The sequence below is a fragment of the Bradyrhizobium huanghuaihaiense genome (assembly GCF_007830635.1).
GTDB lineage: Bacteria > Pseudomonadota > Alphaproteobacteria > Rhizobiales > Xanthobacteraceae > Bradyrhizobium > Bradyrhizobium huanghuaihaiense.
Genome location: NZ_VLLA01000033.1, coordinates 21,120 through 43,071, shown reverse-complemented (window position 1 = coordinate 43,071; position 21,952 = coordinate 21,120). Strand labels below are relative to the sequence as shown.

The following is a 21,952-nucleotide window of genomic DNA, read 5'->3' as shown; positions in this document are numbered from 1 at the left end:
TATGTTGAGAGACGGCAAGTATGCAGCCTGGTTCAGGACCCCGCGTGGTCAGGGCACCGGCCTGGTGGACCTCGCCGAGGGCCGGATTTCAGGCCGGGACAGCTTCTTCACCTATGGCGGCTCGTATCGTGTCGATGAGCAGCGCTTCTCGGCGGTCTTGACCGTGAACCGCCACTCCGATGGTCCGCCGAACGTGTTCGGGCCGGACCGGGTCGAGGTCGATCTCTCGGGTGTATGCAACGGCCTGCTGGCGACCTGCACGGGAACGGCCAGGGAAGCACCCGACGTGAAGTTCGAGGCGACGCTGATCTACAGCCAGGAGGATGCGCCGGCCTCCGACGCCCGATGCGCGGTGGTGAAGCTCAACGCCGACAAGCTGCCGAAGGGCCTCGACAAACGTACCCGACCACGCCCCGTGTTTACGCCGACCAAGACTCCCCTGTCCTGAAGCGCCGGCGTCTTAGCTTTGCATTGACGCTGTTGTCGCGAAAACATCGCGAGACTGCACTGCAGCAACCCCGCTTTTAGAGGTGACCTCTAGGTTGAGGCCCATAACAAAAGGCGGACAGGGACATGCCTCAGATCTGGATGACTTATGATGAATTCGCGACACTCAATGGCTGCAGTGCTGCCGAAGCACGGCTGCAGGCGCTGCATCTGTCGCTCGACCGCCGCAAGAGCCGCGACGGGAACACCCGCGTCAAGCTGAACCCTGTAATGATGGCCCGGTTCTTCGAGACCATTCGCGAGGCCGACTTCGCGCTCGACGATGCGATCGCGGCGCTGCGCGAGACCCATCGGCAGATGTCCGGCGTTCTCGCGACCGAGCAGGAGAGCCTCAGGCGCGGCGTGGCGTAACTCCGCTGAGCCACCTGCACTCCTAGGATGGCGGCCGCGGCAGGAAAGCCAGGATGGTTTGAGCCAGAAGGACGCCGACGGTGCCGCCGGCGGCCTTCTGCAGCACATCTACGAGCCGCGGATCGCGATCCGGCGTTACTGCTTGCAGAACCTCGAGTCCGATCGCGACGGCCAAAACGAACATGCAAGCCAGCTTGAGCCGGCCGGGCAACAGGAACGAAAGAAGGAAGCCCAACAGGCCATAGGCGCTGAAGCGCTCGATGACGACGACCCAATAGGCCTCCGCGTGGCCCACGAGCACCGGCCTGCCCGCGAGCTTGGCGAGCGTGGCGTAGATGATGAGCGCGAGGCAGATTCCCGCGGCTGCGATGAGATGGTTGCGGCGCATGGCGCCAGCATAAAGGCTCTGTCCGCCGGCCGCTTTCGAAAGCCAAGAACATCGTTAAAGTTCATGAACCTTCAGGGGACGAACGCTCAGGCGCGAAGCCACGCGCCTGACGGTGACAAAGGTGTTCGCGGGACGTGACGTTCAGCGCCGATTGTAGGACCAGCCCTTGTCGACATTGGTCGGGTAGTGGGCCGCGAACTGCGGATTCTTGAGGCAGTTCCGCGCCGGATCATAGATCCAGTCCGCGCATTCCCGGTAGTTGAGGAACCTGCAATCGAAGCCAAAGGCGCACCATGGCGCACCGTTCGGAAATCCGAACCGTACAGGAACTTGCGCCGACGCCATCGAAGGCAGAGCCAGGAACAGGGCTACGGCGAGTGCGCGGGACAACATGGTGCATTCCTCCAACAACCGATCGGGCGAATATCGCAGCCGATGGCGCGATCATTCTCCGCCGAAAAAACGACGCTCAATCTTCGTCGCCGGGCAGCTTAACATCCCGGCGCGGAGAGATCGAGTGTGCTGGAGGTATTCGGATTGCGTCGTTTGGCGGCCTTCCGTCGTCGCTTGATGCGGGGAGGCGCGCTCGTCCGTGAACTGTCGTGCATGGCCGGTGCGGCGGGCGTCAGTTCTTCTTGGTGCTCTTGGATTTCAGCGACAGGCCGAGGCGCAAGGCCATGCGCTTGATCGCGTCGGGCGAGCGACCGAGAAGCTTCGCCGCCTCTTCCAGCGATGCCGAAGACTTGGCCAACTCCATCAGCCGGCGGTCTTCCTTGAACGACCAGGGCCTGCGCGCCATAACCGAAATCATCCTCTCGTCGACACAACGACAAAGCCGCCAAGCGGACCCACGTTCGCTCGACGGCTTTGCTTGGTGGGGCCGGGCCTGGGGAAAGCCCGGTGCGAAGATGGATATGCGATCCTTCGGCATTCGCAACAAACACCGCGGATTAAGCTAACCGCTCAACCTTACCGCGATGAAATCGGCGCGCGCCGCTCCGTAGTACCACGGGGTTTTCGTCGACCATGGCCGATCTGCGCGCTCCGATGGCCGCAATGGAGTTCGAAGGGCCGCGGCTCGCGTTCGACCTCGCTTTCACGGCGTGGCGTGAGGTCGTGGCCGCGTGACGAAGCCGATCGGGCCGCGCAACTTTGTCCGAAGCCAGGGCCATCGGAGCCGGCGCGCCAAGCGCCGCATCTGCGAGTGACGGGCGCGGCGCCAATCCCGCAGACATCGTCTCGCCACGATCACTTGAATGCGATTTCAGAATCGTTGTCGCGACGGCCGCGCTTCGCCGAGGGCGGAGTCGATTTGGATTGAATCACCGCGCGGGCGCTGATCGCAACCGTGCCGAACCAGAATCGATCCAGTCGCGACGGCGGCGTGTGCCGCACTCAATCTCGACGAGCAGCATTGCGCTTCGCTCAGGCGAGACGTCACGAGATCGTCGAATTCGTTCGGCTATGGTCGCGCCAACGACCACGAATAAATCAAACAAATCAGAAGACCGAGATGCTTCAAAAAGCGCGAGCGGCGATTCCTCTCACCAAGATCAGAGAGTGGGCATTCGAAGGCGCATTTTTCAGCGTTGCGCTGATTGCGATGGCGGGATGGGTGTATTTCATCACGCTGTTGCTGGTGAGGTTGTTCGTCTGGTTCTTCAGCTGAGCGCGCGACCGATCGTTTCGCGAGCACGGTGCTGCCAAAAAAATCGCGGGCGTGGCAAGAAAATCAGCGGCGCTCATCATGATCTCGACACAACTCGAAGACGAGACTGGCGCATCACGTCGGCGAGAGTGCTTGCGAGTATTTCTATGATTTACAACCGGCGTGGCGCGCCGGCTTGTATCGCGGCAGGGGGAGTGGATCATGACGGGAGCGCGGGTAGACGCCTTCACCAGTTCGACGAACACCGCGCCGCGGCGGTATTTCGTCGATGCGGGAGGCCGACGCGTCCTGATTGGCCTGACGCCCGAGGAGACGTTCGAGTTCGAGCGGCTCGACAGCGGACAGGCGCCGGGCCGGGTGCAGCTGGCGTCCGACGGCCGCGATACGTGGCCTGATGCCGGCGAGCGGCGCCGGCTCGAGCTCTACGAGAAGCACGAGGGCGCCTGGAAGGCCTGGATGGCGCAAAGCCGCACCGAACGGCGCGAAGGATTCAGCCTTTATTAACCATCCCGGACCCATTTTCTGGTCTGGCGCCTCGAACCGGAAAATGCACGCATGTTTCAGCTCTTCTTGCGGGCCCGCACCCATAACTTCCTGAAAGACCGTTTCGGGGGAGAGCAGACCTTCCGGGCGCGCTCGCCCGAGCGCGACGCCGAAACCGATCGCACGCGCATCGAAGCCATCATGAGCGCGATCGAGGACGCGCTCCATGCGGCGGAACGGGAACAGTCGGGCTTGAACCGCCGGGTGGAAGACGTGCTGGCGCGCGCGGCGGTGACCATCGGCAATGGCGACGACGAATATCTCGAGCGCGAGGCGCTCGACAACCATCACCAGGATTTGTTCGACAAGGAGATCCTGAACGGCCAGCGCCGGCTCAAGGAGCTTGGCGCCTCGATCGCGCATTTCAAGTTCCTGAAGGCGGCGATGCTGAGCCGCTTTCCGGAATACAAGCCTCCGGCAAGCTCCACCAATTAGAGTGTCGGGTGTCGTCGGCTAGATCGCGAGCATGCTGTTGCCCTGGATGGACAGCAGCGTCAGATTTCCGGTGGCGTACGCGCCGGTATCGATGTTGGCGCGGTTCTCCAGCAACTCGGCCTGCTTCACCGGCGTGTGACCGTGCACGACGTATTTGCCGAACCGCCTTTTGCTCTGGAGGAATTCGTCCCTGATCCACAACAGATCGGACTCGCGCTGTTCGGAGAGCGGGATGCCCGGGCGCACCCCGGCATGGACGAAGAAGAAGTCGCCGCATGTGAATGTCGGCCGCAACTGGCGCAGGAATGCAATGTGCTCCGGCGGCATCGCGGATGTGAGCTCGCGCACGAGGTCGGATTGTTCGTCCTTGCTGAGGCCCGGCGCTGCCGACACGCCGTACGACATCAAGGTCTGCAGTCCGCCGAACTGAAACCAGTCGGCGGTGCGGGAGGGATCCTCCAGCACCGAGGTGAAATAGGCCTCGTGATTGCCCTTGAGAAACACCGTGTTGCGGCGGCGGCTGCGGCTGATCAGGAGGTCGAGGGTGTGGCGCGAATCCGGCCCGCGGTCGATGTAGTCGCCCAGGAAGACCTCGATGGCGCGATAGGGCCGGCTGTTCGCCATGTCCGCGTCGATGACGGCAAACATCTGTTCGAGCAGATGCGCGCAGCCGTGGATGTCGCTCATCGCATAGATGCGCACGCCGTTGGGTAGCTTCGGCCGTGGCGAATTTTTGGGCGCGGTCGTGGGCATGGGGTGCAACTCTTTCAGAGAGCTTCGCCCGGGATGTCAATATGCTATCGGCGAAAACGGGGTGCCACGAGCCGCTTTTTCCCTGGCTTCCGCTTCTGAAGGTTGATTTGTGCTACTGACCGATATCTCGCGCGTGGCGAGCCGTCGATCCCCAGCGCGTCCAGTCGACTAGCCGAAGCTACGGCCGTCGAACGAGGGCGCGGCCTTGCCGCGATAGGCGGACGCCCGCGCGCGGACCAGAGCCGCGCCGCAGAAATAGCCGAGCTGGAGCACGGCCGCAAAAACAAGAATCGTCACAACGGTGTGAGCCGAATCATGTCCTTGCCAGGTCAACCCCGCACCGAGGATCGCCGCACCGACAACGATGACGGGCGGCAGGATGAAGATGCGGAATCGGCCTCCCAGCAACGATCCAATCAACAGGCTGAAAACGGCAACCGTACTCACGACACAACTCCCCGAATTGGTCACGAGTGTTAATGGCCGCGAGCTAATAACGGCTTAAGCGGAATGGTTGAACAGTGGTTCAAATGCGCGCGACGCGCTGCGCGCAAATGACGCGATTTGACGGAAATCGTGGCGTGATGCCCGCATAATTGTCACGTGTGTGACAGTAGTTTGAGCATTCTCTCGCAGCGACGCTGCATTGCATAAAAATCGATTTGATTTTTTCGGTGCACTGCCGCAATGTCGCTTTGTTTAGTTAAGATATACTTCGGCGCACGTCGAAAATTTTCGATTGAATTGCTCGCATCCATTGCGAGAGCGTGACGAGGCAGCGAGGTTCGGATGGCTGTAGCAACTTACGGTTCGGAAAACTATTATTCGGATATATCGAACCGACGCGGTGCCCTCCAGAGACCCCTCCAGGTGGCTTTGATCGCCGGTGACTTCGTCGCGGTGCTGCTCAGCTATTTCGCGGCGAGCGGTTTGTATCGCGTGCTGGTGGTCGAGCAGGATTCATCCGTCGGAGCAGGTCTCGTCGTCGCCGCGGTGTTCGTGATGATCGCCTACCTCCAGGGCGTCTACGATCACCATCGCCTGCTGAACACGATGTGGCAGCTGCGCAAGAGCCTGGCGGTCTGGCTGATCTCGCTGACCATTCTCGCCGTCGAGGCGTTCTTGCTCAAATCGTCTGCGGATCTGTCGCGCGGAACCACGCTGCTCTTCGCCGCGACCGGCGGCATTGCCCTGGGCGGACTGCGCGCGTTGTGGCGCCTCGGCCTCACCTCGAGCTATGCCAAGGGCCGTCTCGTCGACCGCAAGGTCGTGCTGCTCAGCCTCAAGCCGCTCGATTTCACCTCGACCCGCTTCAAGGATCTGCGCAAGCACGGCTTCAACGTCGTGCGGCATTTCGTGCTCGAGCCGTCCGAGGAGGGCGCAGGCTGGGATCGCGAGATCCGCGACATCATTCGTCAGGCCCGGACCGCGGACGTGGAAGAATATCTCCTGGTCATCGACTGGGACGAGATGCCGCTTCTCCAGAAGCTGAGCCAGCACCTGCGCGTCGTTCCGCAGCCGATCCGCCTGCTGCCGGATTTTCCGATCGCCGATCTGGTCTCGCGCCCGTTCCAGCCCGTCAGCGGCACGGTCGCGATCGAGATCCAGCGTGCGCCGCTCAGCGTGTTCGAGCAGGCGCAGAAGCGCTGCCTCGACATCGGCATTGCCTCGTTCGCGCTTTTGTTGCTGGCGCCGCTGCTGGTGACGGCGGCGATCATGATCAAGCTCGATTCCAAGGGCACGGTGATCTTCAAGCAGTTCCGGCGCGGCTTCAACGGCAAGCAGTTCGAGATCTGGAAGTTCCGCTCGATGACCGTGGCGGAGAACGGTCATGTCGTCACGCAGGCGACCAAGAGTGACGCGCGGGTGACCCGTGTCGGCCGCGTGCTGCGGCGGACCAGCATCGACGAGCTGCCGCAGCTCTGGAACGTTTTGCGCGGCGAGATGTCGCTGGTCGGGCCGCGCCCGCATGCGCTCGCGCACGACAATTACTACGACCAGCTCATCAGCAATTACGTCTACCGGCATCACATGAAGCCGGGCCTGACCGGTTGGGCCCAGGTCAACGGCTTCCGCGGCGAGACGCCGACCATCGATCTGATGGAAAAGCGGGTCGAGTACGACGTCTGGTACGTCAGTAACTGGAGCATCTGGCTCGACATCAGGATCATCCTGAAGACCGCATTGGCGCTGATCCACCAGGAAGCCTACTGAGCCGGGCTGCAGTTGAGAACCGGGAGGCTGTAGCTTTCGGTCTCCGTCCAAAGAGCAGAACCAGCAATTCCTGATCATTGGCGAACTGCGAACTCGACACGGTATCGGGCTTCAACCACACCGCCATCCACACCCCGTCGCTCTGGAATTTCGGCCCGCCCGCGTTCGGTGGTGCGATCACGATCCCGCAAGGATGGGCTGCGAACGGACACGGCAGGTTCGCTTCTCTGCTCGTCGCGCGTGGAGATCATCGCGGGCGCAGCCATCGGCTTCGTGATCTTCCACGCTGTCGCGCATGTGTCCTGGAAGTATTTCGAATCGCCGATCCTGCGCAGCCGCCGCGGGCTGACCACGTTCTTCCTGCACTACCTGCCCGAAACCCGCCCGCAGGGTGAGCCGCGAACCGAGCTGAAGTAGGTCTAGCGGCTCACACGAAAGCCGTCGCCGTCGGCTGGATAGCAGCGGTGACGAATCCGCAGCCCCTTCTCCGCGACGAAATGCGAGAACAGGTCGCGATCGGCTTCGGGGGCCGTGCAAGTGCGGTCGAGCAGCGCAATCCGCGCCGCCGTCCCTGCCGCCTGATAGAGCGTGGCGGCGCTGGGGAACAGGCGGGCCTGGAAGATGTCGGCGAAGTCCTGGGCGGCGTAATCCCTGAGTGCGGGCGAGGCCGCGTGGAAGACACGAAGCGCGAGCGGGGCGCGGATGAGCTGGAGCCAGGCCTCGTGCGGCGCGAAGCGATAGGACAGGTCGAGCAGCTCCGCCGTTCGCGGTCCAAAGCCCACCTGGCGAATTTCGGCCCAGTAGCTGCCGAACCAGCCAAACCCTTCGGTCGGTGCACACGCGAGCAACGCCTGGCTCGTGGACGCGACCGCGTCGGTGTCGACGTCGATCTGTTTCAGGTTGCCTGTGCGCGCGGAATCGTCGGCGATCGCGAGCTGCAGCAGCAGCAGTTCGCGCAGCGTCTTGGCGCTGCATAACCGGCGCGCGGACGGCAGATTGTCCGCGACGATCCATCTCAACCGATCGACCTCATAGCGCTCGCCGCGCGCGACACGGCCGGCGATCTGCGGAACCGCGGGATTGGTTACATCGGGGACGACGGCAGCGATCCAGACCAGCGTGACCGCAGCGAGTGCGACGGTCGAGCCGCGCAGAAGCCAGCGAAACGCCCGTTCTCCCGCCTGCGCTGCCGGTTCGGTGGCGCTAGGCTCCCTCGACATAATAGCTGTTGTAGTGCGAGCCTTTGTACGCCTCGATCCGCTTCAGCATCTTCGGATTGGCGCGGTTGAGCACGGCGCCGAGGAGCTTCTTCTGGATGCCTTCGGAGCTCGCCATCGACTCCTGCAGCGCGTTGCGGCTCGTGCGGCCCCACTCGATGACGTAGACCATGGCGTCGACGAGATGGCTGACCGCCTTCGCGTCCGTCACCGGCATCACCGGCGCCAGATCGATGACGATGTACTCATACTCCTCGCGCACCACCGCGAGCAGGTCGGCCATCGCCTTGGAGGCGATCACGTCCGCCGAATTGACCATGCGCGACGCGACCACGGAGGGCAGGAAGTCGAGCCCGCTCTCCTTGCTGCGCTGGATGTGATAGCCGAACGAGCGCGGATCCTTGAGGGCCTCGACGAGGCCGGTCTTGGAATGGGGGGCCAGCGCCCGCGTCAGCGAGCGCGTATGGAGGTCGCCGTCGATCAGCAGCGTGCGGTGGCCGGTCAACGCGGTCAAATGACCGAAATTGGCGGCGACCGTGGTTTTTCCTTCCTTCGGCAGGGACGAGAGGATGCCGATCACCTTGACCTCGCGCGAGAGCCGCGCGACGTCGATCGACACCTTGATGTTTCGTAGCGTCTCGGCAAATCGCGAGAACGGGTGCTCGACGACGTAACTGGATACGTTCGCTTCCGGATGGTCCGCCGACGCTCTTGCCGGACGAATGTCGGGGAGGACACCGAGGCATTTCACCCCGAGCTGATCCTCGACGTCGCTCGGAGAGCGCAGTACGTCGCTCATCAGCTCCTTCGTGAAAGCGGCACCAAAGCCGAAGCAGAGGCCACCGAGGAGGCCGCCGGCCAGCGCCAGCAGCGTCTTGGGCGAGCTCTTCTTGTCCGGCTTGACCGCCGTGCTGATGATGCGTGCTTCACTTATCGGGAAGCTCTGATTCTGCGTCGCGTTCTGGAGCTTTTCGAGGAAGTTGTTGTAGAGGTTGCGATAGGTGTCCGCCGCGCTCTCGAGGTCGCGCAGCTTGACCTGGGCCTGGCTGGTGCTGCTGGCCTGGGCCACGAGATTCTTGAGATTTTCGTCCAGCGACGTCTCGCGGCTCTTGGCAATCTCGTATTCGCTGCGATAGGCGTCCGCGATGCGGCGGACTTCGTCCGCGATCGCCTTGCGCAGCTCTTCCATACGGTTGGACAGGTTGATGGCAGCCTGGTGGGTCTTGCCGTAACGGCTCGACCAGTCGGCGTACTGGGCCGCGAGGTCGAGATATTGGGCGCGAAGTCGCGTGATGACGGTGTTGTTGAGGGCGTCCGTGACCGTCGGCTGGACCAGATCCTTGTCGAGCAGCGCCTCGATCCGGTCAAGGCGAGCCTTGGCTTCTGCCGTTGCCGCGCGCGCAGTGACCAGCTGCGAGTTGGCGTCGGCGAGCTGTTGCTCGCTCATCAGGCCGCGGCTGGTGCCGACGATGTTGTTCTCAGCCTTGAAGGTCTGCACGGCGCGGTCGCTGGCCGTCGCCTGCTCGCGCAGCTCGGCACTGCGCTGCTGAAGCCATTCGCCGGCGCGCTTGGTCGACTGATACTTCGCCTCCAGAGCACCCACGATATAGGCGTCCGCGATCGCGTTGGCGATCTTCGCAGCCTTGTTCGGATCGATCGAGCGGTAATTCATGGAGAGAACATAGGTCGTCAGCACGCGCTCGACCTTGAGATTCTTCTGAAGCAGCTCGACCGCGCCCCGCTCGACCCGCTCCTTGCTGGGAGGGCCGTCCGATCCGAACAGCCCGATGACCTTGCCGATGACCAGCGGAATCAATCCGGGCTCCGAGCCGTTGAATTCCGCGTCTTCGGTAAGCTTCAAGCGCCGGACGATCGACAGCAGCAGGTCGTCGGACTGGAGAATCTCGACCTGACTGTCGACGAAGCCCGGGTCGATCAGCGCATTCGCCGTTCCGCTGTCCTTGTCCAGCACCTGGGTCTGACGCGTATCCATCAGGATACGCGCGTTCGCCGTGTACATCGGCGTCGCGACGATAAGGTAGACGAGGACGAGTGCGAGCGCGCCGGCCACGACGGCCGCGATCAGCGGCCACTGGCGTCGCACGATGTCCAGAGCGCGCTCGGCGCTGAGCGTCGTGCCACCGACCTCGATGGCATATCTCGGGCGGTGCGGAAACTGATCTCGTGGCTGAAACATTTCTGGAAATCTTGAGGTTGTCACTCGGGAAGGGGGACGGGTTTGAACGGATCGGCGAGTTCGGTCTTCCATTCACCCGACATCAGACCGGCGCTCGAGCTTGAGCTTGCCGGGACTGCAGGTGGAGCGGGGCTGCCCGGCGCGGGCGCCGCCGCCGCATCCTGGTCCCCGAAATATCCCTTGAGCACGGCGCCGTCGTGCAGCTTGGCGACGAACTCGCTGATCCTGCGTGCGACGTCGGGCTTGGTGGACACGCAACGGTCTTCAGCACGATGGAGCCCGGCGCCGATGGCAATGCGATCGGCCTGGCTGGCCTCGCGCAGCATCGCACGGACCGAATCGAGTGCAGCGATATCCGTCACCAGCACCCCGGTCAGCCGGCCCGTCAGCTTGTCTCTGTCGTTCTTTGACGATCGAAGAATGACCGTCGGGTCCGCGATGAAGGCGCTGACTGCGGCCGGAGGGGCGCGCTCGGCGCGGTCGACGCATTGAGCCCGCACCGGCGTTGCGAAGCTCGCGCACAGTGCAACGACGAGGGCCGCAGCGATCCGTGAGGCCACAGCATGGCCACGCAACAAGCTATCGAGTTTGAGGAGGATCGCGCTCATATCTCGTTGCGAAGGATTGATGGCAGTGTGGGGATTTAGGCCGTAGGTCCTTGATGGCCCAAAACTATGTCAAATTCTTGTGCGGCGCAAAATATAAACCAGCGCGGACCGAATTGCCATCCTTGCCACCGCAATTCAACATGAACGAAGCTTGTGCTGCGATCAGGCAGATCAGCGAACGTTTGCACATATCCGCATGCGTGAAGCACGATTCTTAGGCAAGCACCACTGCCCACGACAAAGGCGCGAGGGACGGTCCATCGACCATCTCCTCGCGCCTGTCGAAACTTGTGACTGAGAGGCGGGTAGACTGAAACGTCGTCCGGTTACTGGACTGTCCGCAGCATCGCGAGGCGGGTGGCGCGAAGGCGCTCGCCATGCTCGCCGATCGCGACCCAGAACCGCGGATTGCCGGCGGACTGCATCGAGATCCACTCATATTCCGCCGCATTCCAGGGGCGCACCGAAGCGGACAGATTGTCCAGGACGAAGTCGCCGTCGGCGAGCCGCGCGACCAGCACGAGATGGCCCTGGCCGCCATTGGTCAGCACAACTGCAAGTCGCAGCGCCGAGCTCGGCCAGCCCATCTCGATCAGCTGATGACGCTTGGTGACGGCGTAGTCGTTGCAGTCGCCGGCGGACGGCGCAATCGTCCAGCGTGCCACCATCGGATTGGTCGATTTCTGCATCGGCGTGATCGATGCGTTGACCGCGCTGTTCACCTCGCGCAGCATGCTCATGGCCCGCTCGCCCGAGGGCAGGGTCCGCTCTGCAGAGTCGGCGGCGCATTCGCTGCCGTTGTTCATGCAGAATTTGACGAACTGCAGCGGCGCGAGCGCATTGTCGTACTCGCGGATGAACGTACCCTTCGCCTGATTGAGCGAACCGTCGTTCACGATTTCGGCCTTGGCGGCAGCACCGGTCGACGCGATCCCGATCGCGACCAGCGACTTGATGATCCAGCTCATGACATCCCCGTTTCGTCTTTTTTGTTGACGCTACGGGTATCTCACAAACGATTTGAACTTTGGTTCCGCGGAAATTTACAATTGTAACGAAATCGGCCGGTCGCTGGACCGGCCGGAGCAGGGTGGTTAATGCGCTGCCAACGCAGCGATTCCCGTCGTCAGCGCGACGGGCTTACCGAGGTCAGAACCGAAGTCGTCGTGGCTGCAAACAGTGTCTGCGTCTGCGACGCCGCGCCGGGGCCGGCTTGATTCAGGGCCGTGGGCGTCGTCGAGCTCGCCGCGCCGGCGCGGGCTTCCGCGGCGGTCGCGCCCGGGCCGCCTCCGGCCGTCGTCTCGCCGGTCGGATCGGCGCCGTTCGTCGCTTCGGTCGGGATATCGCCGGTGATGCTGGTGAATGAGGTGATGAGGTCGGGATTCTCGGTCCTGAGGACCGCTTCCTGGATCAACTGCGCAACTTGAGGCTGCGACAGGACACAGGTCGAGGCGGCCGTGCCGAGGCCCGCGCCGATGGCGCGGCTTTGATCGGCGCTGCTGGCCTTCGCCAGCGAGACAATGCCTTCGACGGTCTCGGGGCGGGCGGTCAGGAGGTCGCGAACAGCCGATGCGAGGCCGCCTTGTCCGTCCTTGAACTGGTCGAGCAGGCCGCTCGGATTGGCGAGAAAGTCGGTCGCACGTTCGGCCGAAACGATCCCGGTGTTGGCAACGCAGCCCGCGCTGACACCCGTTGCGCCGAATGCCGCCGACGTTCCGGCGAACATCGCCAGTGCTCCGACGATCGCGCCAAAGCGCCTATCAAAATTCCAAATCATTGCCCTGCCCAATTCCAATATTTTCAGTTTAACTCGATTTGCACCAACTTGCCACGTTCTTTTCGAAATTGTGACGGTAGCGATTGCGCGAGGCCGCATCCGACAACGGCCGCGAAAAACACGCCGTAGCCGGGGATTTGTAGCGAGAAATCGATGCAGCTATGTGTAACTCCCAACACGGCGACGCTTGCGCCGATCACGGGTATGTAGCGATCACGCTTCCGGCGCAAGCTGCCGGTGAACAAATGGTAAAAGCACCAGAGGCTGACGAGCGCGATCACGGCGAAGGCGGGAATGCCCAATTCGACGGCAATTTCCAGTGGTGTGCTGTGAGCGCGATCCCAGATGCCGAGACTGCCGAGTGCTGCGGGCCGAATGGCGGGAAAAACCGCCTCGAAGTTGCCCAGTCCAATGCCGAGCAGCGGGTGATCGGCGATGATTCCCGCTGATGTCTGATAGGCGGCAAGCCGCTGAGGATCGATCAGCCCGTATTCGATGATTCGGCCGGCCACGAGGCCGCCGACGAGTTGCAACAGCACCAGCGCCGCCGCCGCCGAACCTCCGATGACCAGCCATTTCCTCGATCTGCCGAGCTCGAGAGGAATGAGATAAAGGACGATGGCGAGCGCGAACGCACCGACCGACAGCAGCAGGCCCGCCCGTGATCCGGTCATGGCGAGCGCGATCGTGCAGATCGCGAAGCCTGCGCCGAGCGCTATCGGCGCGGAAAGGACCTCTTCCAGCCGCGATCGCCAGTTCGGTTGCGCTGGCGCGCCGCCTTCCTGACGGTGCATGCTGCGCAGGAGAGGCACCAGAAACAGCAGAGCGCAGCTGCCCCAGAACGTCGCCGCCGTATTTCGGTTGACGAACGTTCCCGTGGCGAAGCCCAGATAGGCGTCCTTCTGCCTGAACAGGACCATGTCAGGCGCGATCAGCTCGGCGAGAATTCCATAGAGTGCATACAGGCAGCCCGCCCACGCCAGTATTCGCAGCAGCGCGCGCGCGGCTCCCGCATCGCTTGCAAGAATGATTGCGCGGGTGAAGGCGAGCGACAGCAGCAGGACCGAACCAAATGCCAACCACGGGCCGCGCGCGGTCGCGGAGAGGCGGTCCGGCAATGCGAGGCCGAATAGCCGTCGCGGCAGTTCCCAGATGGCTGCGGATTGTGCAGTGGGGTCGCTCCACATTTGTAACGCAATCATGACGCCCACCGTTGCGACGGCGACTGCCACAGGAATCAGCAGCATGGCGTTGCGACGACTCACGACTGAGAGATCAGCCGTCAGCAGGCTGCAAACGAGCAGCAAATTCCAGACACAAATCCACGCGAGGTCGAGGGATCCGAGCGGAAGTGGCGCCAGCACGAACACGGCTGCGGCGAAAAATCGCGATATCGCGCCCAAAGGCCCCTCTGTCATTCAGCTCAGCGCAGACGGAGCTATCAGAACTTCGCGCGAGATCAAGTTATTGCGCATCCTGTCACGATTTCAGCACGATCGGCGCGTTTACCATCGATGGATGCAACGGCCGAACATCAAGCGACGATGAGCGCTAAGCATCTCGATAAATCTCGGTTCAATTTGAGTGTTGCCAGTTGAACCGCAGGTCGAAGGAAGGCATTATGTTGCGACGCAGCATTTTGCTCTAGCTCATTGTCAGGTGCTCTGCCTTGCCGGTTCATAAGCCCAAAGCTCACTACGTGCCGCTCGACAGCGTTCGAGGTATCGCGGCTTTGTGTGTCGTCGTTCACCATTTCGTCGGCTCGGAGTTGCTTAAGACGATTCTGCCGCATCGGGCGTGGATCGACGTCGCGTTCTTTCATAATTCGTGGCTCTGCGTCGACCTGTTCTTCGTGCTCAGCGGCATCGTCATTTCGATGAGCTACATGAAGTCGGAATTCGGCGGGTTCGACTTCCGTGACTTCGTCTCGCGGCGTATTGCGCGAATCTATCCGCTTCACCTTGCGACGTTGCTCGCCTTCCTGTCGTTTCGATTGATGAAGATGGGCCTGGTGGCGATCGGCGTCCTGCACTTCGCGTCACCCGAGATGGTGGTCAACAACTACGTCTCCTTCGTCGTGAACCTCCTGCTGCTGCAGGCGTCCGGCATCATCGGCTATCTGAGCTGGAACGGGCCGAGCTGGAGCATCAGTGCGGAGTTCTACACCTACCTCGTCTTCGCAGCCGTGATGCTCGTGGCGCAGGCCGCGAGGAATGTCCGCATGGTCTACGCCCTCTCGATCCTGCTCGTTGTGGGCAGCCTCGGAATCATCCTGTTCGTGCTGCGGATGGAAAGCCTGGACTTTCATTATCAGTTCGGCATCGTTCGTTGCGTTCTCAGCTTCTTCCTCGGGGTGCTGACGGTTCGCGCGGCGGCAATGGTGCGGCCGGACGTGAGCCCTGTGCTTCAGTCGGTCGTGCAGATCGGCGCGGCGGTCACGGCGATCTTGATCATCTCGGTGGTCGGGTGGCTGCCGGTCATCAGCTTCGTCGCGCCGGTTGTCTTTGCGATCCTGCTCGGGTCGCTGATGGTGTTCCCCAATCGTCCGCTGCCCGAACTGCTGACGGCGAAGCCGCTGGTGTGGCTGGGCAAGCGGTCCTATTCGATCTACATGGTCCACGCGCTGGTGCTCGTCCTGCTCGAATATTTTACGCGCGGCGTTGGAACGGCCCGTTTCCAGTCGTTGGATGGTCTGCTGCCCGGCTTGCCCGCCTCGGTGCTGCTCGTCGCTTTCGTTGGCGCGGTGCTCGCGCTTTCGAACCTGACCTACACCACCATCGAAATGCCGGGGTCGCGGCTGGTTCTCGGGCTGCTCAGGCCCCGTCCAGCCAATTCGCTCGCCGCAGCCGAGTGAATCGATGGCCGCTCATCCATCATCTTCAACGCTTGTTGCTCCGGGCTTCCGCTTCGCGGAACCGCCCATCGACGATGGCGCGCAGGCGAGCGGTTCGACCTTCAATCTTGAGGCGATCGCGCTGGTTCTCTACTTCTATCGCGACGCGCTCGCCGGCGCATTGCGCTATTACCTGGCGGTCGCCAAGATCGACCCCATCTGGTTCCTGCCCGACATCTTCGCGATGGTTTGCATCCTCGCGTTCATCCAGCGCTACATCCTGGTGGGGAGAAGCCTGGTTGCGATCCTGACGCTGTTCTACATCGCGTTTGCACTTTATCTCGGATACGTCTTCCTCGGCTACTTCACCGGCATGATATCGTCGTTCAAGATGATCGCACCGGTGTTCGTGGGGTTCTGCTTCTGCGGCCGCAATTTCGGCGAGTACCGGCGACTGCTGGCCTGGATTCATCCCCTCTTTTACCTCACGATTTTCGGCATTTTCCTGTCCTCCCGTATTCAGCTGCCGTGGGTCGGTTTCGCCTACGAGACCTTCGGAGGAACGCGGCAGGCGAGCCGGCTCTGGTGGGCGGCGTCGGAGACGCGGCTGGCTGGCCTTGCGGCCGACAGCACCATGGCCGCCTTCTTCGTGTTCATCACCTACGTGGTGACGTCCGTGCGCCGCAGCCTGCTGTGGTGCCTGCTTTGGGCGCCGGTCGGCCTCTATGCGATCAAGCTGACGACCAGCAAGACCTCGCTGGGCGTGATGGTGATCTACGTCGTTTGTCTGGTCATTGTCCGGCTTCTGCCCGAGCGCGAGAAGTTTCCCATGCTGCGCCGAATGGCGCTGCTGTCGTTCCTGTCGATCCTCGTACCCGCGCTGCTGATGGCCCTGTTCTCCGGCAGCTCGCTCGTCAGCATATCGCGCAGCTTGTACAGCCTGCAGGACCGCGTCAACAACAGCTGGCAACTGCCATTCGTCTACATGGCCGATCTCATGCCGGTGGGCTTCTTCTTCGGCTGCGGCCTCGGATGCTTCAACTATCCGCAGCTGCTGTTCTCGAACAAGCTCAGCTACTACGTGCCGGTGGATAATTTCTACCTCGGCACGTATCTGATGTTCGGGCCGATCTTCGTGGTGTTCGTGATCCTGGTCATCCTCGCGGTCGCGAGGACCAGGGACATCTACAAGCTCTCTTTCGCGGTCGCGATGAATCTCTTCACCATCACGGTTCTGGCCTATGGTCCGGCAAGCGGCTTGATCATGCTGAGTGTGGTATTCAGCGAGGTCTTCGCGCGAGAAAAGGGGAGGGCTGGCAGGATAGCCTCGAGTGCGGCGCCGCTGGCGCCTGACGTCGATGACCTGGTTTCGCGGCCGGCGTGAGGCCATGTTGCCATATGCAATGAGCTGCGATGCGCAGCGCGGGCTCCGGTCCGGAACTTTCCTTCATCTCGGGATCGGATCGCAGCAGTGAGCGGAGACAGCAAGAATTTCGTGGAGGCGATCCAGGGGCTGCGCGGCGTCGCGGCGCTCAGCGTGCTGAGCGTGCATCTGCAGGACATGCCGCTGCTGGCGGGCTTCCTGCCTCCGATCTGGCCGTGGCTTGAAGCCACGGTCAACATGGGTGGGCACGGGGTCGAGCTGTTCTTCATGATCAGCGGCTTCTTGATCCCGGCGAGCCTCATGCGCCACCGCAGTGTCGCGAGGTTCTTTCTCGATCGCGCCCTGCGAATCCTGCCCGTGTTCGTGATCCTGCATCTGATCCTGTTCACGGCTGGCCCCCTGGTCGGCTACAAGTTCTTCAAGGGCATCGACCTGGCGACATATCTCAAGCTGTTCTTCGTCAATCTCGCGTTCCTGCCGGACGCGCTGGGATTGCCGATCGGCCAGCAGAACGCCTGGACGCTGGCTTACGAATGGGCGTTCTACATTCTGTTCGCGATTATCTTCGTGATGGCCGTTCAGCGCAGGAACTGGTTGCTGGCGACGCCGTTCATCCTGCTCGGTGTTGCCGGCATTGTCTTCCGGCCGATCGCCGCCTTCTTTCTCGTCGGATTGCTGTTCAGTCTGATCGACTGGCGGATCCGAATCGGTGGCTGGCGCGGCGTGCTGGCCGGCATCGTCTGCGGCGCCGCCATGTACGTGTCGATCGAACATGTGCATCCGCTGGTCGGGCTGCTGCCGGGAGCGCTGCTGTTTGGAATGGTCCTTGCTCCGGACTCCGGTGTTGCCGTTGCGCTGAGCGGCAGGTTCCTGCAGTTCCTCGGAAAGATCAGTTACAGCCTCTATTTGGTCCATCCTTTCGCGCTATTTCCGTTGCAGGTCATCGGCGTGAAGCTGGCGGCGCATGGCGTCAATCTGTGGCTGATCTGGGCCGCCTTTGCGGGCCTCGGTCTGGTTGCTTCGCTGATCGCGGGTGCGGTCAGCTACGAGCTGATCGAGGTGAGACTCCGCCGCTTGCTCGATCCGGCGCTGCGGGGCCTGTTTTTCGGAGTGCGTCGTGAAGCCCGTTATGTCGCCTGAGCGCGTTCCCATGCCATCGTTTCAGCCGGATCACGTACGGGTGACGTCATGATCATCAAGAATCTGCTTTCGATGTCGAGCGTGAACGTCGTCAAGTCGGCCGTTCAGTTCCTCATCACGCTGCTGATCACCTATTTCGTGACGCCGACCGAATTCGGGCTCGTGGCGTTTTCGCTGCCGTTCATCGCCTTCATCTCCATGCTGACCGATCTCGGGCTGTCGAGCGCGATGATCCAGCGGAGCTCGCTGACGAAGGAGGAAGCCGGTGCGGCGACGACCCTGATGGTTGCGATCGGGATCGGCTGTGCCCTGGTGCTGGCCGCAGCCTCGAAGCCGCTCGGCGCCGCGGTCAATATGCCGGGCCTGCCGGCCGTGCTGGCCGCGCTCTCGGGCTCGGTGGTCCTGTCGATCTCCGCGATGGGACCGCGCGCGGTGCTGGAGCGATCCCTGCGGTATCAGACGATCGCCCTGATCGAGGCCGGAGCGGCCCTCATTGCTGCGATCGTCGGCGTGGCTGGCGCCGTGCTGGGCTGGGGAATCTGGGCGCTGATCGCGTATTACGTCCTGATGCAGGCCGTGCGAGCCGTCGCGTTCTATGTGAACACCAGGCGCCACATTCACCTGTCCTTCAAATGGCGCAGTGTCGCCCTGATGCTGTCGTTCGGCGGCTGGGTGCTGGCTTCGAACGTCCTCAACTTCGCTGCGAGAAACGTCGGCAATCTCATGATCGGCGCCAAATTGGGCGCGGCGGCGGTCGGCCTGTTCGGTCTCGCCTTCCAGTTCATGACGCTGCCGCTGATGATCCTCTCGTGGCCGGGCGGCGGAGTTCTGATGGCGACCTTGAGCCGGATGAACGGCGAGCGGGAGCAGGAGCGGCGCAGGGCGGCGATCTGCGCGGTTCTCGGCATGACGGCGATGATCACGTTCCCGGCGATGATCTATCTGACATTCGGGCTGAAATATCCCGTTGCGACATTCCTGTCGGCGCATTGGCAGGAAGTATTGCCGCTGATCGCCATTCTCGCGCCGGCGGGCGCCGCGCAGTCGATCGCGGCCTATGCCGGCCCGATTCTGCTGGCGCACGACAAGGCACGACTTCAGTTCTGGGTGAGCACCGCCAACAGCGCCAGCATGATTCTCGCCTTCCTCATCGCGTTGCCGTTCGGGCTGACGGCCGTGGCCGTCGTGTATCTGGTCGTATCGATCCTGGTTTGCGCGCTCATGCTGATGATCGGAGCTAGGAGCTGCGCGGTCCCTTATGCATCGCTGTTCGCGGCCCTGATGCCGGCCACCGTCGCCACGACGCTCGGCGCTGTGTGTGCGCTCGTCGCCACGAAGGCAGATGTTGCAAGCCTGTCGCATTGGCTGATTGCGACGGCGGTCTATGTTCTGATCGTGCTCGGCAGCTATGTGGTCTTCAGGCGCCGGATCTGGAGCAGCGTGCAGTCGCTGCTTGGTGGGTCGGCTCCGTCGATTCAGGCAAATCTTCCCTCGGCAAGTTAGTAGAGATTGGTGGATGTCTTCAGAAGCGGGAATGGGGAGCGAGCCTCAGGCGGGAATTCCGTGGCGCGAGGACCTGATGGCGAATACCGGCAAGTCCGGTGTCGGGGCAGCCTTCATCGCCTTGCTCACGAGCCCGGGCTTTGCCGTGATCACGACCTGGCGGATAGCCAAGATGCTGCGCTTCCAGACACGCTGGGGGCACCAGATCACCTGGCTGCTGGTGCGAGCGCTGATGCGCCGCGGCTGCTACATCTCGGTTCTCGCAGAGATCGGGCCGGGTCTGATCCTGCCGCATCCGACCGGCGTCGTGATCGGCGAGGGCGCCCGGATCGGCCGTTCCGTGATGCTGTATCACAATGTCACGCTCGGACGGCGCGCCTGGGATGAGCCGGGTTGCCCGACCATCGGCGACAATGTTGTCATCTATACCGGCGCCGTCATTGTCGGACCGACGTCGATTGGCGAAGGCGCCAACGTCGCGGCCAATGCGGTCGTGACGCGTGATGTTCCGCCGCACTCCGTCGCTGCGGGAGCACCCGCGCGGGTCGTGCGCTCGCAAGCACCGGGCCGCATGCGCGCCTGAGGCAGCGCGACGGGCGCGACCATCCCGCCGTTTGGTTGTTCGTCGACGGCAGGAGGCAATCGCTTGCGCATGAGCGTGAGCACGACAATCTCTGGCGCGGCGAATGTTTGGCGCTCCGAGGATCACGAACAGTTTTTTCCTGACGTTGACGAGAGACGGTCGGCGCTTCGCGATTCAATGCACCGAGCAAGCGCGGGCGCAGATCGTATCTGCATGCGGGCTGATCCGTCGTCGATCTCAATACGTGCGTGAAACTCTCGCATGAACATGCATTGCTGATCATCTCTAATGATGTTGCATTGCATCTCATCTGCAATCATTATGAGTTTAGGCAAATGCAATTCTGGAAAAATTCGATGACGCTTGAGGACAAGATTGCAGCGGCCAATGGTCGGCCGACTGGGTTTGACTATCTCAGACTGGCTCTCGCTTTAAGCGTAGTCGCGGTGCATATCTTCCAGACCGGTTTGGGCGACGAGGCCGCCAGCGCCTATCTCACGCCCGTTGTTCGCCCGCTGGTGGCCTGCATATTGCCTATGTTTTTCGCACTGAGCGGCTTTTTGGTCGCCGGCAGCCTGGTGCGGACGCAAACCTTGCCGGAATTCTTTGCACTCCGTATCATCAGGCTTGCGCCTGCGCTGATTGCGGAAGTTGTCCTGAGCGCGTTTGTGATCGGCGCCTTGTTCACGGCGCTACCGCTCTCCGAGTATTTTTCGCACCCCAAGTTCTGGGCCTACCTCCTGAACATCATTGGATACATCCATTTCACGCTGCCCGGCGTGTTTCTGGACAATCCGCGGCCGAACATGGTCAATCAGCAGCTCTGGACAATCCCGTGGGAACTGGATTGCTACATCGTGCTCGGGGCACTTGCGTTCGCAGGTTTGAAGAAGAGCAGGACGCTATTGATCGTCGCAATTGTCGCAGCTCATATCTTCGCGATGTATTGGTACAGCGTTCATGAGGCGAAGTCGCCATTGACTGCCAAGGCCGCGGTGCTGCCGATATCGTTTCTGGTTGGCGTGCTGTTCTACTTTTACGCGAGCAAGATCAAGTGGTCTTTTGCGCTGTTCGGCATCGCCCTGGCGGTTTCGTATCTCCTGCTCCGCTTTCCCAATGGTGACCTCGTCGTCGCCGTCCCGCTGACATACGTGACGGTGTTCCTGGGGGTTGCCAATCCCGCTCGAAACAAGCTCATGCTCAGCGGAGACTATTCTTACGGCATCTATCTGTACGGGTTCCCGCTTCAGCAGGCCTTTGCTCATCTGTGGCCGGGTCTGAACCTGGGATCGGCAGCGGCTGTCGTAGCAACTGTTTGCTTTGCAGCCTTTTCATGGTGGTGTGTCGAACGCCCGGCGCTGGGCGCCAGGAAACTTCTCAAGAAAATCAAATGGCCTGCACGACTGCGCTTGTCAGCGCCCGATCGTACAGTCATGGAGATTGAGGACGCAGCCGTACGGAAATGACTGCCGGCCGGGAGTTCGACATTTGCGCGGCCACAGCGCTCCGGCCCTACTGAAGTTGCTCTTCCTGTTGTCACAGAGATTGCGCCGGCAGGTTCACCTGCCGGCGCTCGTCTTTGTGTCAGACAAACAGGAAGTTGCCGTGATCGAGCGTCGCGGCCGTTTGTTTCGCAGCTTTTTCGTGGTGGTTTGTCGAACGTCCGGCGTTGGCTGCCAGGAAGCTCGTCAAGACAATCAAATGGCCTGCACGACTGCGCGTGTCAGCGGCTGATGGTCCAGTCATTGAGGACACGGCCGTCCGGAAATGAGGCCGGCGGGAAATTCGACACCGGCTCGGCCGCAGCTTCCCGGTCACACTGAAGTCGCTCTTCCTCTTGTCACGGAGAT

The 21,952-nt window shown here is 62.1% G+C and carries 25 protein-coding genes; 14 read left to right on the top strand and 11 right to left on the bottom strand.

Annotated elements, in window-relative coordinates:
• The first annotated feature begins 1 nt into the window (after position 1).
• Both IQ16_RS38725 and IQ16_RS46105 read left to right on the top strand, forming a co-directional pair.
• Entirely contained in the window at positions 2–448 is a 447-nt protein-coding gene (locus tag IQ16_RS38725) for a hypothetical protein (RefSeq protein ID WP_018644031.1), read from the top strand.
• Positions 449–573: 125 nt separating this feature from the next.
• Positions 574–858, top strand: a complete 285-nt coding sequence (locus IQ16_RS46105; RefSeq protein ID WP_018644032.1) for a hypothetical protein — start codon at positions 574–576, stop codon at positions 856–858.
• Between the two features lie 22 nt (positions 859–880).
• On the opposite strand, the gene IQ16_RS38715 is transcribed toward IQ16_RS46105, so the two are convergent.
• From IQ16_RS38715 to IQ16_RS46100, 3 genes are all read right to left on the bottom strand, one after another.
• Complete coding sequence (locus IQ16_RS38715) at positions 881–1,246, bottom strand: VanZ family protein (RefSeq protein WP_018644033.1); 366 nt, start codon at positions 1,244–1,246, stop codon at positions 881–883.
• Positions 1,247–1,387: 141 nt separating this feature from the next.
• The gene (locus IQ16_RS38710; RefSeq protein WP_026312154.1) at positions 1,388–1,639 is read right to left on the bottom strand and encodes a hypothetical protein; all 252 of its coding nucleotides are present in this window, start codon (positions 1,637–1,639) and stop codon (positions 1,388–1,390) included.
• A gap of 232 nt (positions 1,640–1,871) precedes the next feature.
• Positions 1,872–2,045, bottom strand: coding sequence for a hypothetical protein (locus tag IQ16_RS46100; RefSeq protein WP_018644035.1), 174 nt, complete (start codon positions 2,043–2,045; stop codon positions 1,872–1,874).
• Positions 2,046–2,759: 714 nt separating this feature from the next.
• On the opposite strand from IQ16_RS46100, the gene IQ16_RS46370 reads away from it, so the two are divergent.
• From IQ16_RS46370 to IQ16_RS38700, 3 genes are all read left to right on the top strand, one after another.
• Positions 2,760–2,915, top strand: coding sequence for a hypothetical protein (locus IQ16_RS46370; RefSeq protein WP_018644038.1), 156 nt, complete (start codon positions 2,760–2,762; stop codon positions 2,913–2,915).
• A gap of 201 nt (positions 2,916–3,116) precedes the next feature.
• Positions 3,117–3,419, top strand: coding sequence for a hypothetical protein (locus tag IQ16_RS46090; RefSeq protein WP_018644039.1), 303 nt, complete (start codon positions 3,117–3,119; stop codon positions 3,417–3,419).
• 51 nt (positions 3,420–3,470) lie between these two features.
• Positions 3,471–3,893: a hypothetical protein gene (locus IQ16_RS38700; protein WP_018644040.1), complete on the top strand. Its 423-nt coding sequence runs from the start codon at positions 3,471–3,473 to the stop codon at positions 3,891–3,893.
• A gap of 18 nt (positions 3,894–3,911) precedes the next feature.
• Here the strand turns inward: IQ16_RS38700 and IQ16_RS38695 are convergent, their stop codons facing one another.
• Together IQ16_RS38695 and IQ16_RS38690 are read right to left on the bottom strand one after the other, a co-directional pair.
• Positions 3,912–4,646, bottom strand: a complete 735-nt coding sequence (locus IQ16_RS38695; RefSeq protein ID WP_018644041.1) for a metallophosphoesterase family protein — start codon at positions 4,644–4,646, stop codon at positions 3,912–3,914.
• Positions 4,647–4,814: 168 nt separating this feature from the next.
• Positions 4,815–5,093 (bottom strand): hypothetical protein, encoded by a 279-nt coding sequence (locus IQ16_RS38690; protein ID WP_244636016.1) that lies wholly within the window; start codon positions 5,091–5,093, stop codon positions 4,815–4,817.
• A 342-nt stretch (positions 5,094–5,435) separates the two neighbouring features.
• Between IQ16_RS38690 and IQ16_RS38685 the strand changes: the two genes are divergently transcribed.
• Entirely contained in the window at positions 5,436–6,860 is a 1,425-nt protein-coding gene (locus tag IQ16_RS38685; protein ID WP_145832099.1) for an undecaprenyl-phosphate glucose phosphotransferase, read from the top strand.
• 240 nt (positions 6,861–7,100) lie between these two features.
• Positions 7,101–7,277, top strand: a complete 177-nt coding sequence (locus IQ16_RS46960) for a hypothetical protein (RefSeq protein WP_018644044.1) — start codon at positions 7,101–7,103, stop codon at positions 7,275–7,277.
• Positions 7,278–7,279: 2 nt separating this feature from the next.
• Here IQ16_RS46960 and IQ16_RS38675 read toward each other — a convergent pair whose 3' ends face one another.
• From IQ16_RS38675 to IQ16_RS38650, 6 genes are all read right to left on the bottom strand, one after another.
• Positions 7,280–8,080: a hypothetical protein gene (locus IQ16_RS38675; RefSeq protein WP_018644045.1), complete on the bottom strand. Its 801-nt coding sequence runs from the start codon at positions 8,078–8,080 to the stop codon at positions 7,280–7,282.
• A complete protein-coding gene (locus IQ16_RS38670; protein ID WP_026312155.1) occupies positions 8,064–10,274 on the bottom strand; it encodes a GNVR domain-containing protein in 2,211 nt (736 codons plus the stop codon). Before IQ16_RS38670 ends, IQ16_RS38675 begins: the two co-directional genes overlap by 17 nt.
• A 20-nt stretch (positions 10,275–10,294) precedes the next feature.
• Positions 10,295–10,882: a hypothetical protein gene (locus IQ16_RS38665; protein WP_018644047.1), complete on the bottom strand. Its 588-nt coding sequence runs from the start codon at positions 10,880–10,882 to the stop codon at positions 10,295–10,297.
• A 326-nt stretch (positions 10,883–11,208) separates the two neighbouring features.
• Positions 11,209–11,850 (bottom strand): transglutaminase-like cysteine peptidase, encoded by a 642-nt coding sequence (locus IQ16_RS38660; RefSeq protein ID WP_018644048.1) that lies wholly within the window; start codon positions 11,848–11,850, stop codon positions 11,209–11,211.
• 158 nt (positions 11,851–12,008) lie between these two features.
• The gene (locus tag IQ16_RS38655) at positions 12,009–12,608 is read right to left on the bottom strand and encodes a hypothetical protein (protein ID WP_244636014.1); all 600 of its coding nucleotides are present in this window, start codon (positions 12,606–12,608) and stop codon (positions 12,009–12,011) included.
• A gap of 74 nt (positions 12,609–12,682) precedes the next feature.
• The gene (locus tag IQ16_RS38650) at positions 12,683–14,062 is read right to left on the bottom strand and encodes an O-antigen ligase family protein (RefSeq protein WP_018644050.1); all 1,380 of its coding nucleotides are present in this window, start codon (positions 14,060–14,062) and stop codon (positions 12,683–12,685) included.
• A gap of 266 nt (positions 14,063–14,328) precedes the next feature.
• Between IQ16_RS38650 and IQ16_RS38645 the strand changes: the two genes are divergently transcribed.
• The 7 genes from IQ16_RS38645 (at position 14,329) to IQ16_RS38615 (ending at position 21,836) form a co-directional block, all read left to right on the top strand.
• Positions 14,329–15,513, top strand: a complete 1,185-nt coding sequence (locus IQ16_RS38645; RefSeq protein ID WP_018644051.1) for an acyltransferase family protein — start codon at positions 14,329–14,331, stop codon at positions 15,511–15,513.
• Positions 15,514–15,517: 4 nt separating this feature from the next.
• Complete coding sequence (locus tag IQ16_RS38640; RefSeq protein WP_018644052.1) at positions 15,518–16,876, top strand: hypothetical protein; 1,359 nt, start codon at positions 15,518–15,520, stop codon at positions 16,874–16,876.
• 87 nt (positions 16,877–16,963) lie between these two features.
• The gene (locus IQ16_RS38635) at positions 16,964–18,016 is read left to right on the top strand and encodes an acyltransferase family protein (RefSeq protein WP_145832096.1); all 1,053 of its coding nucleotides are present in this window, start codon (positions 16,964–16,966) and stop codon (positions 18,014–18,016) included.
• Positions 18,017–18,064: 48 nt separating this feature from the next.
• Positions 18,065–19,519: a lipopolysaccharide biosynthesis protein gene (locus tag IQ16_RS38630; RefSeq protein ID WP_018644054.1), complete on the top strand. Its 1,455-nt coding sequence runs from the start codon at positions 18,065–18,067 to the stop codon at positions 19,517–19,519.
• Positions 19,520–19,550: 31 nt separating this feature from the next.
• A complete protein-coding gene (locus tag IQ16_RS38625; RefSeq protein WP_018644055.1) occupies positions 19,551–20,102 on the top strand; it encodes a serine O-acetyltransferase in 552 nt (183 codons plus the stop codon).
• Positions 20,103–20,374: 272 nt separating this feature from the next.
• Positions 20,375–21,568, top strand: a complete 1,194-nt coding sequence (locus IQ16_RS38620; protein ID WP_208751658.1) for an acyltransferase family protein — start codon at positions 20,375–20,377, stop codon at positions 21,566–21,568.
• A gap of 22 nt (positions 21,569–21,590) precedes the next feature.
• Positions 21,591–21,836, top strand: a complete 246-nt coding sequence (locus IQ16_RS38615) for a hypothetical protein (protein ID WP_145832094.1) — start codon at positions 21,591–21,593, stop codon at positions 21,834–21,836.
• Positions 21,837–21,952: the final 116 nt, after the last annotated feature.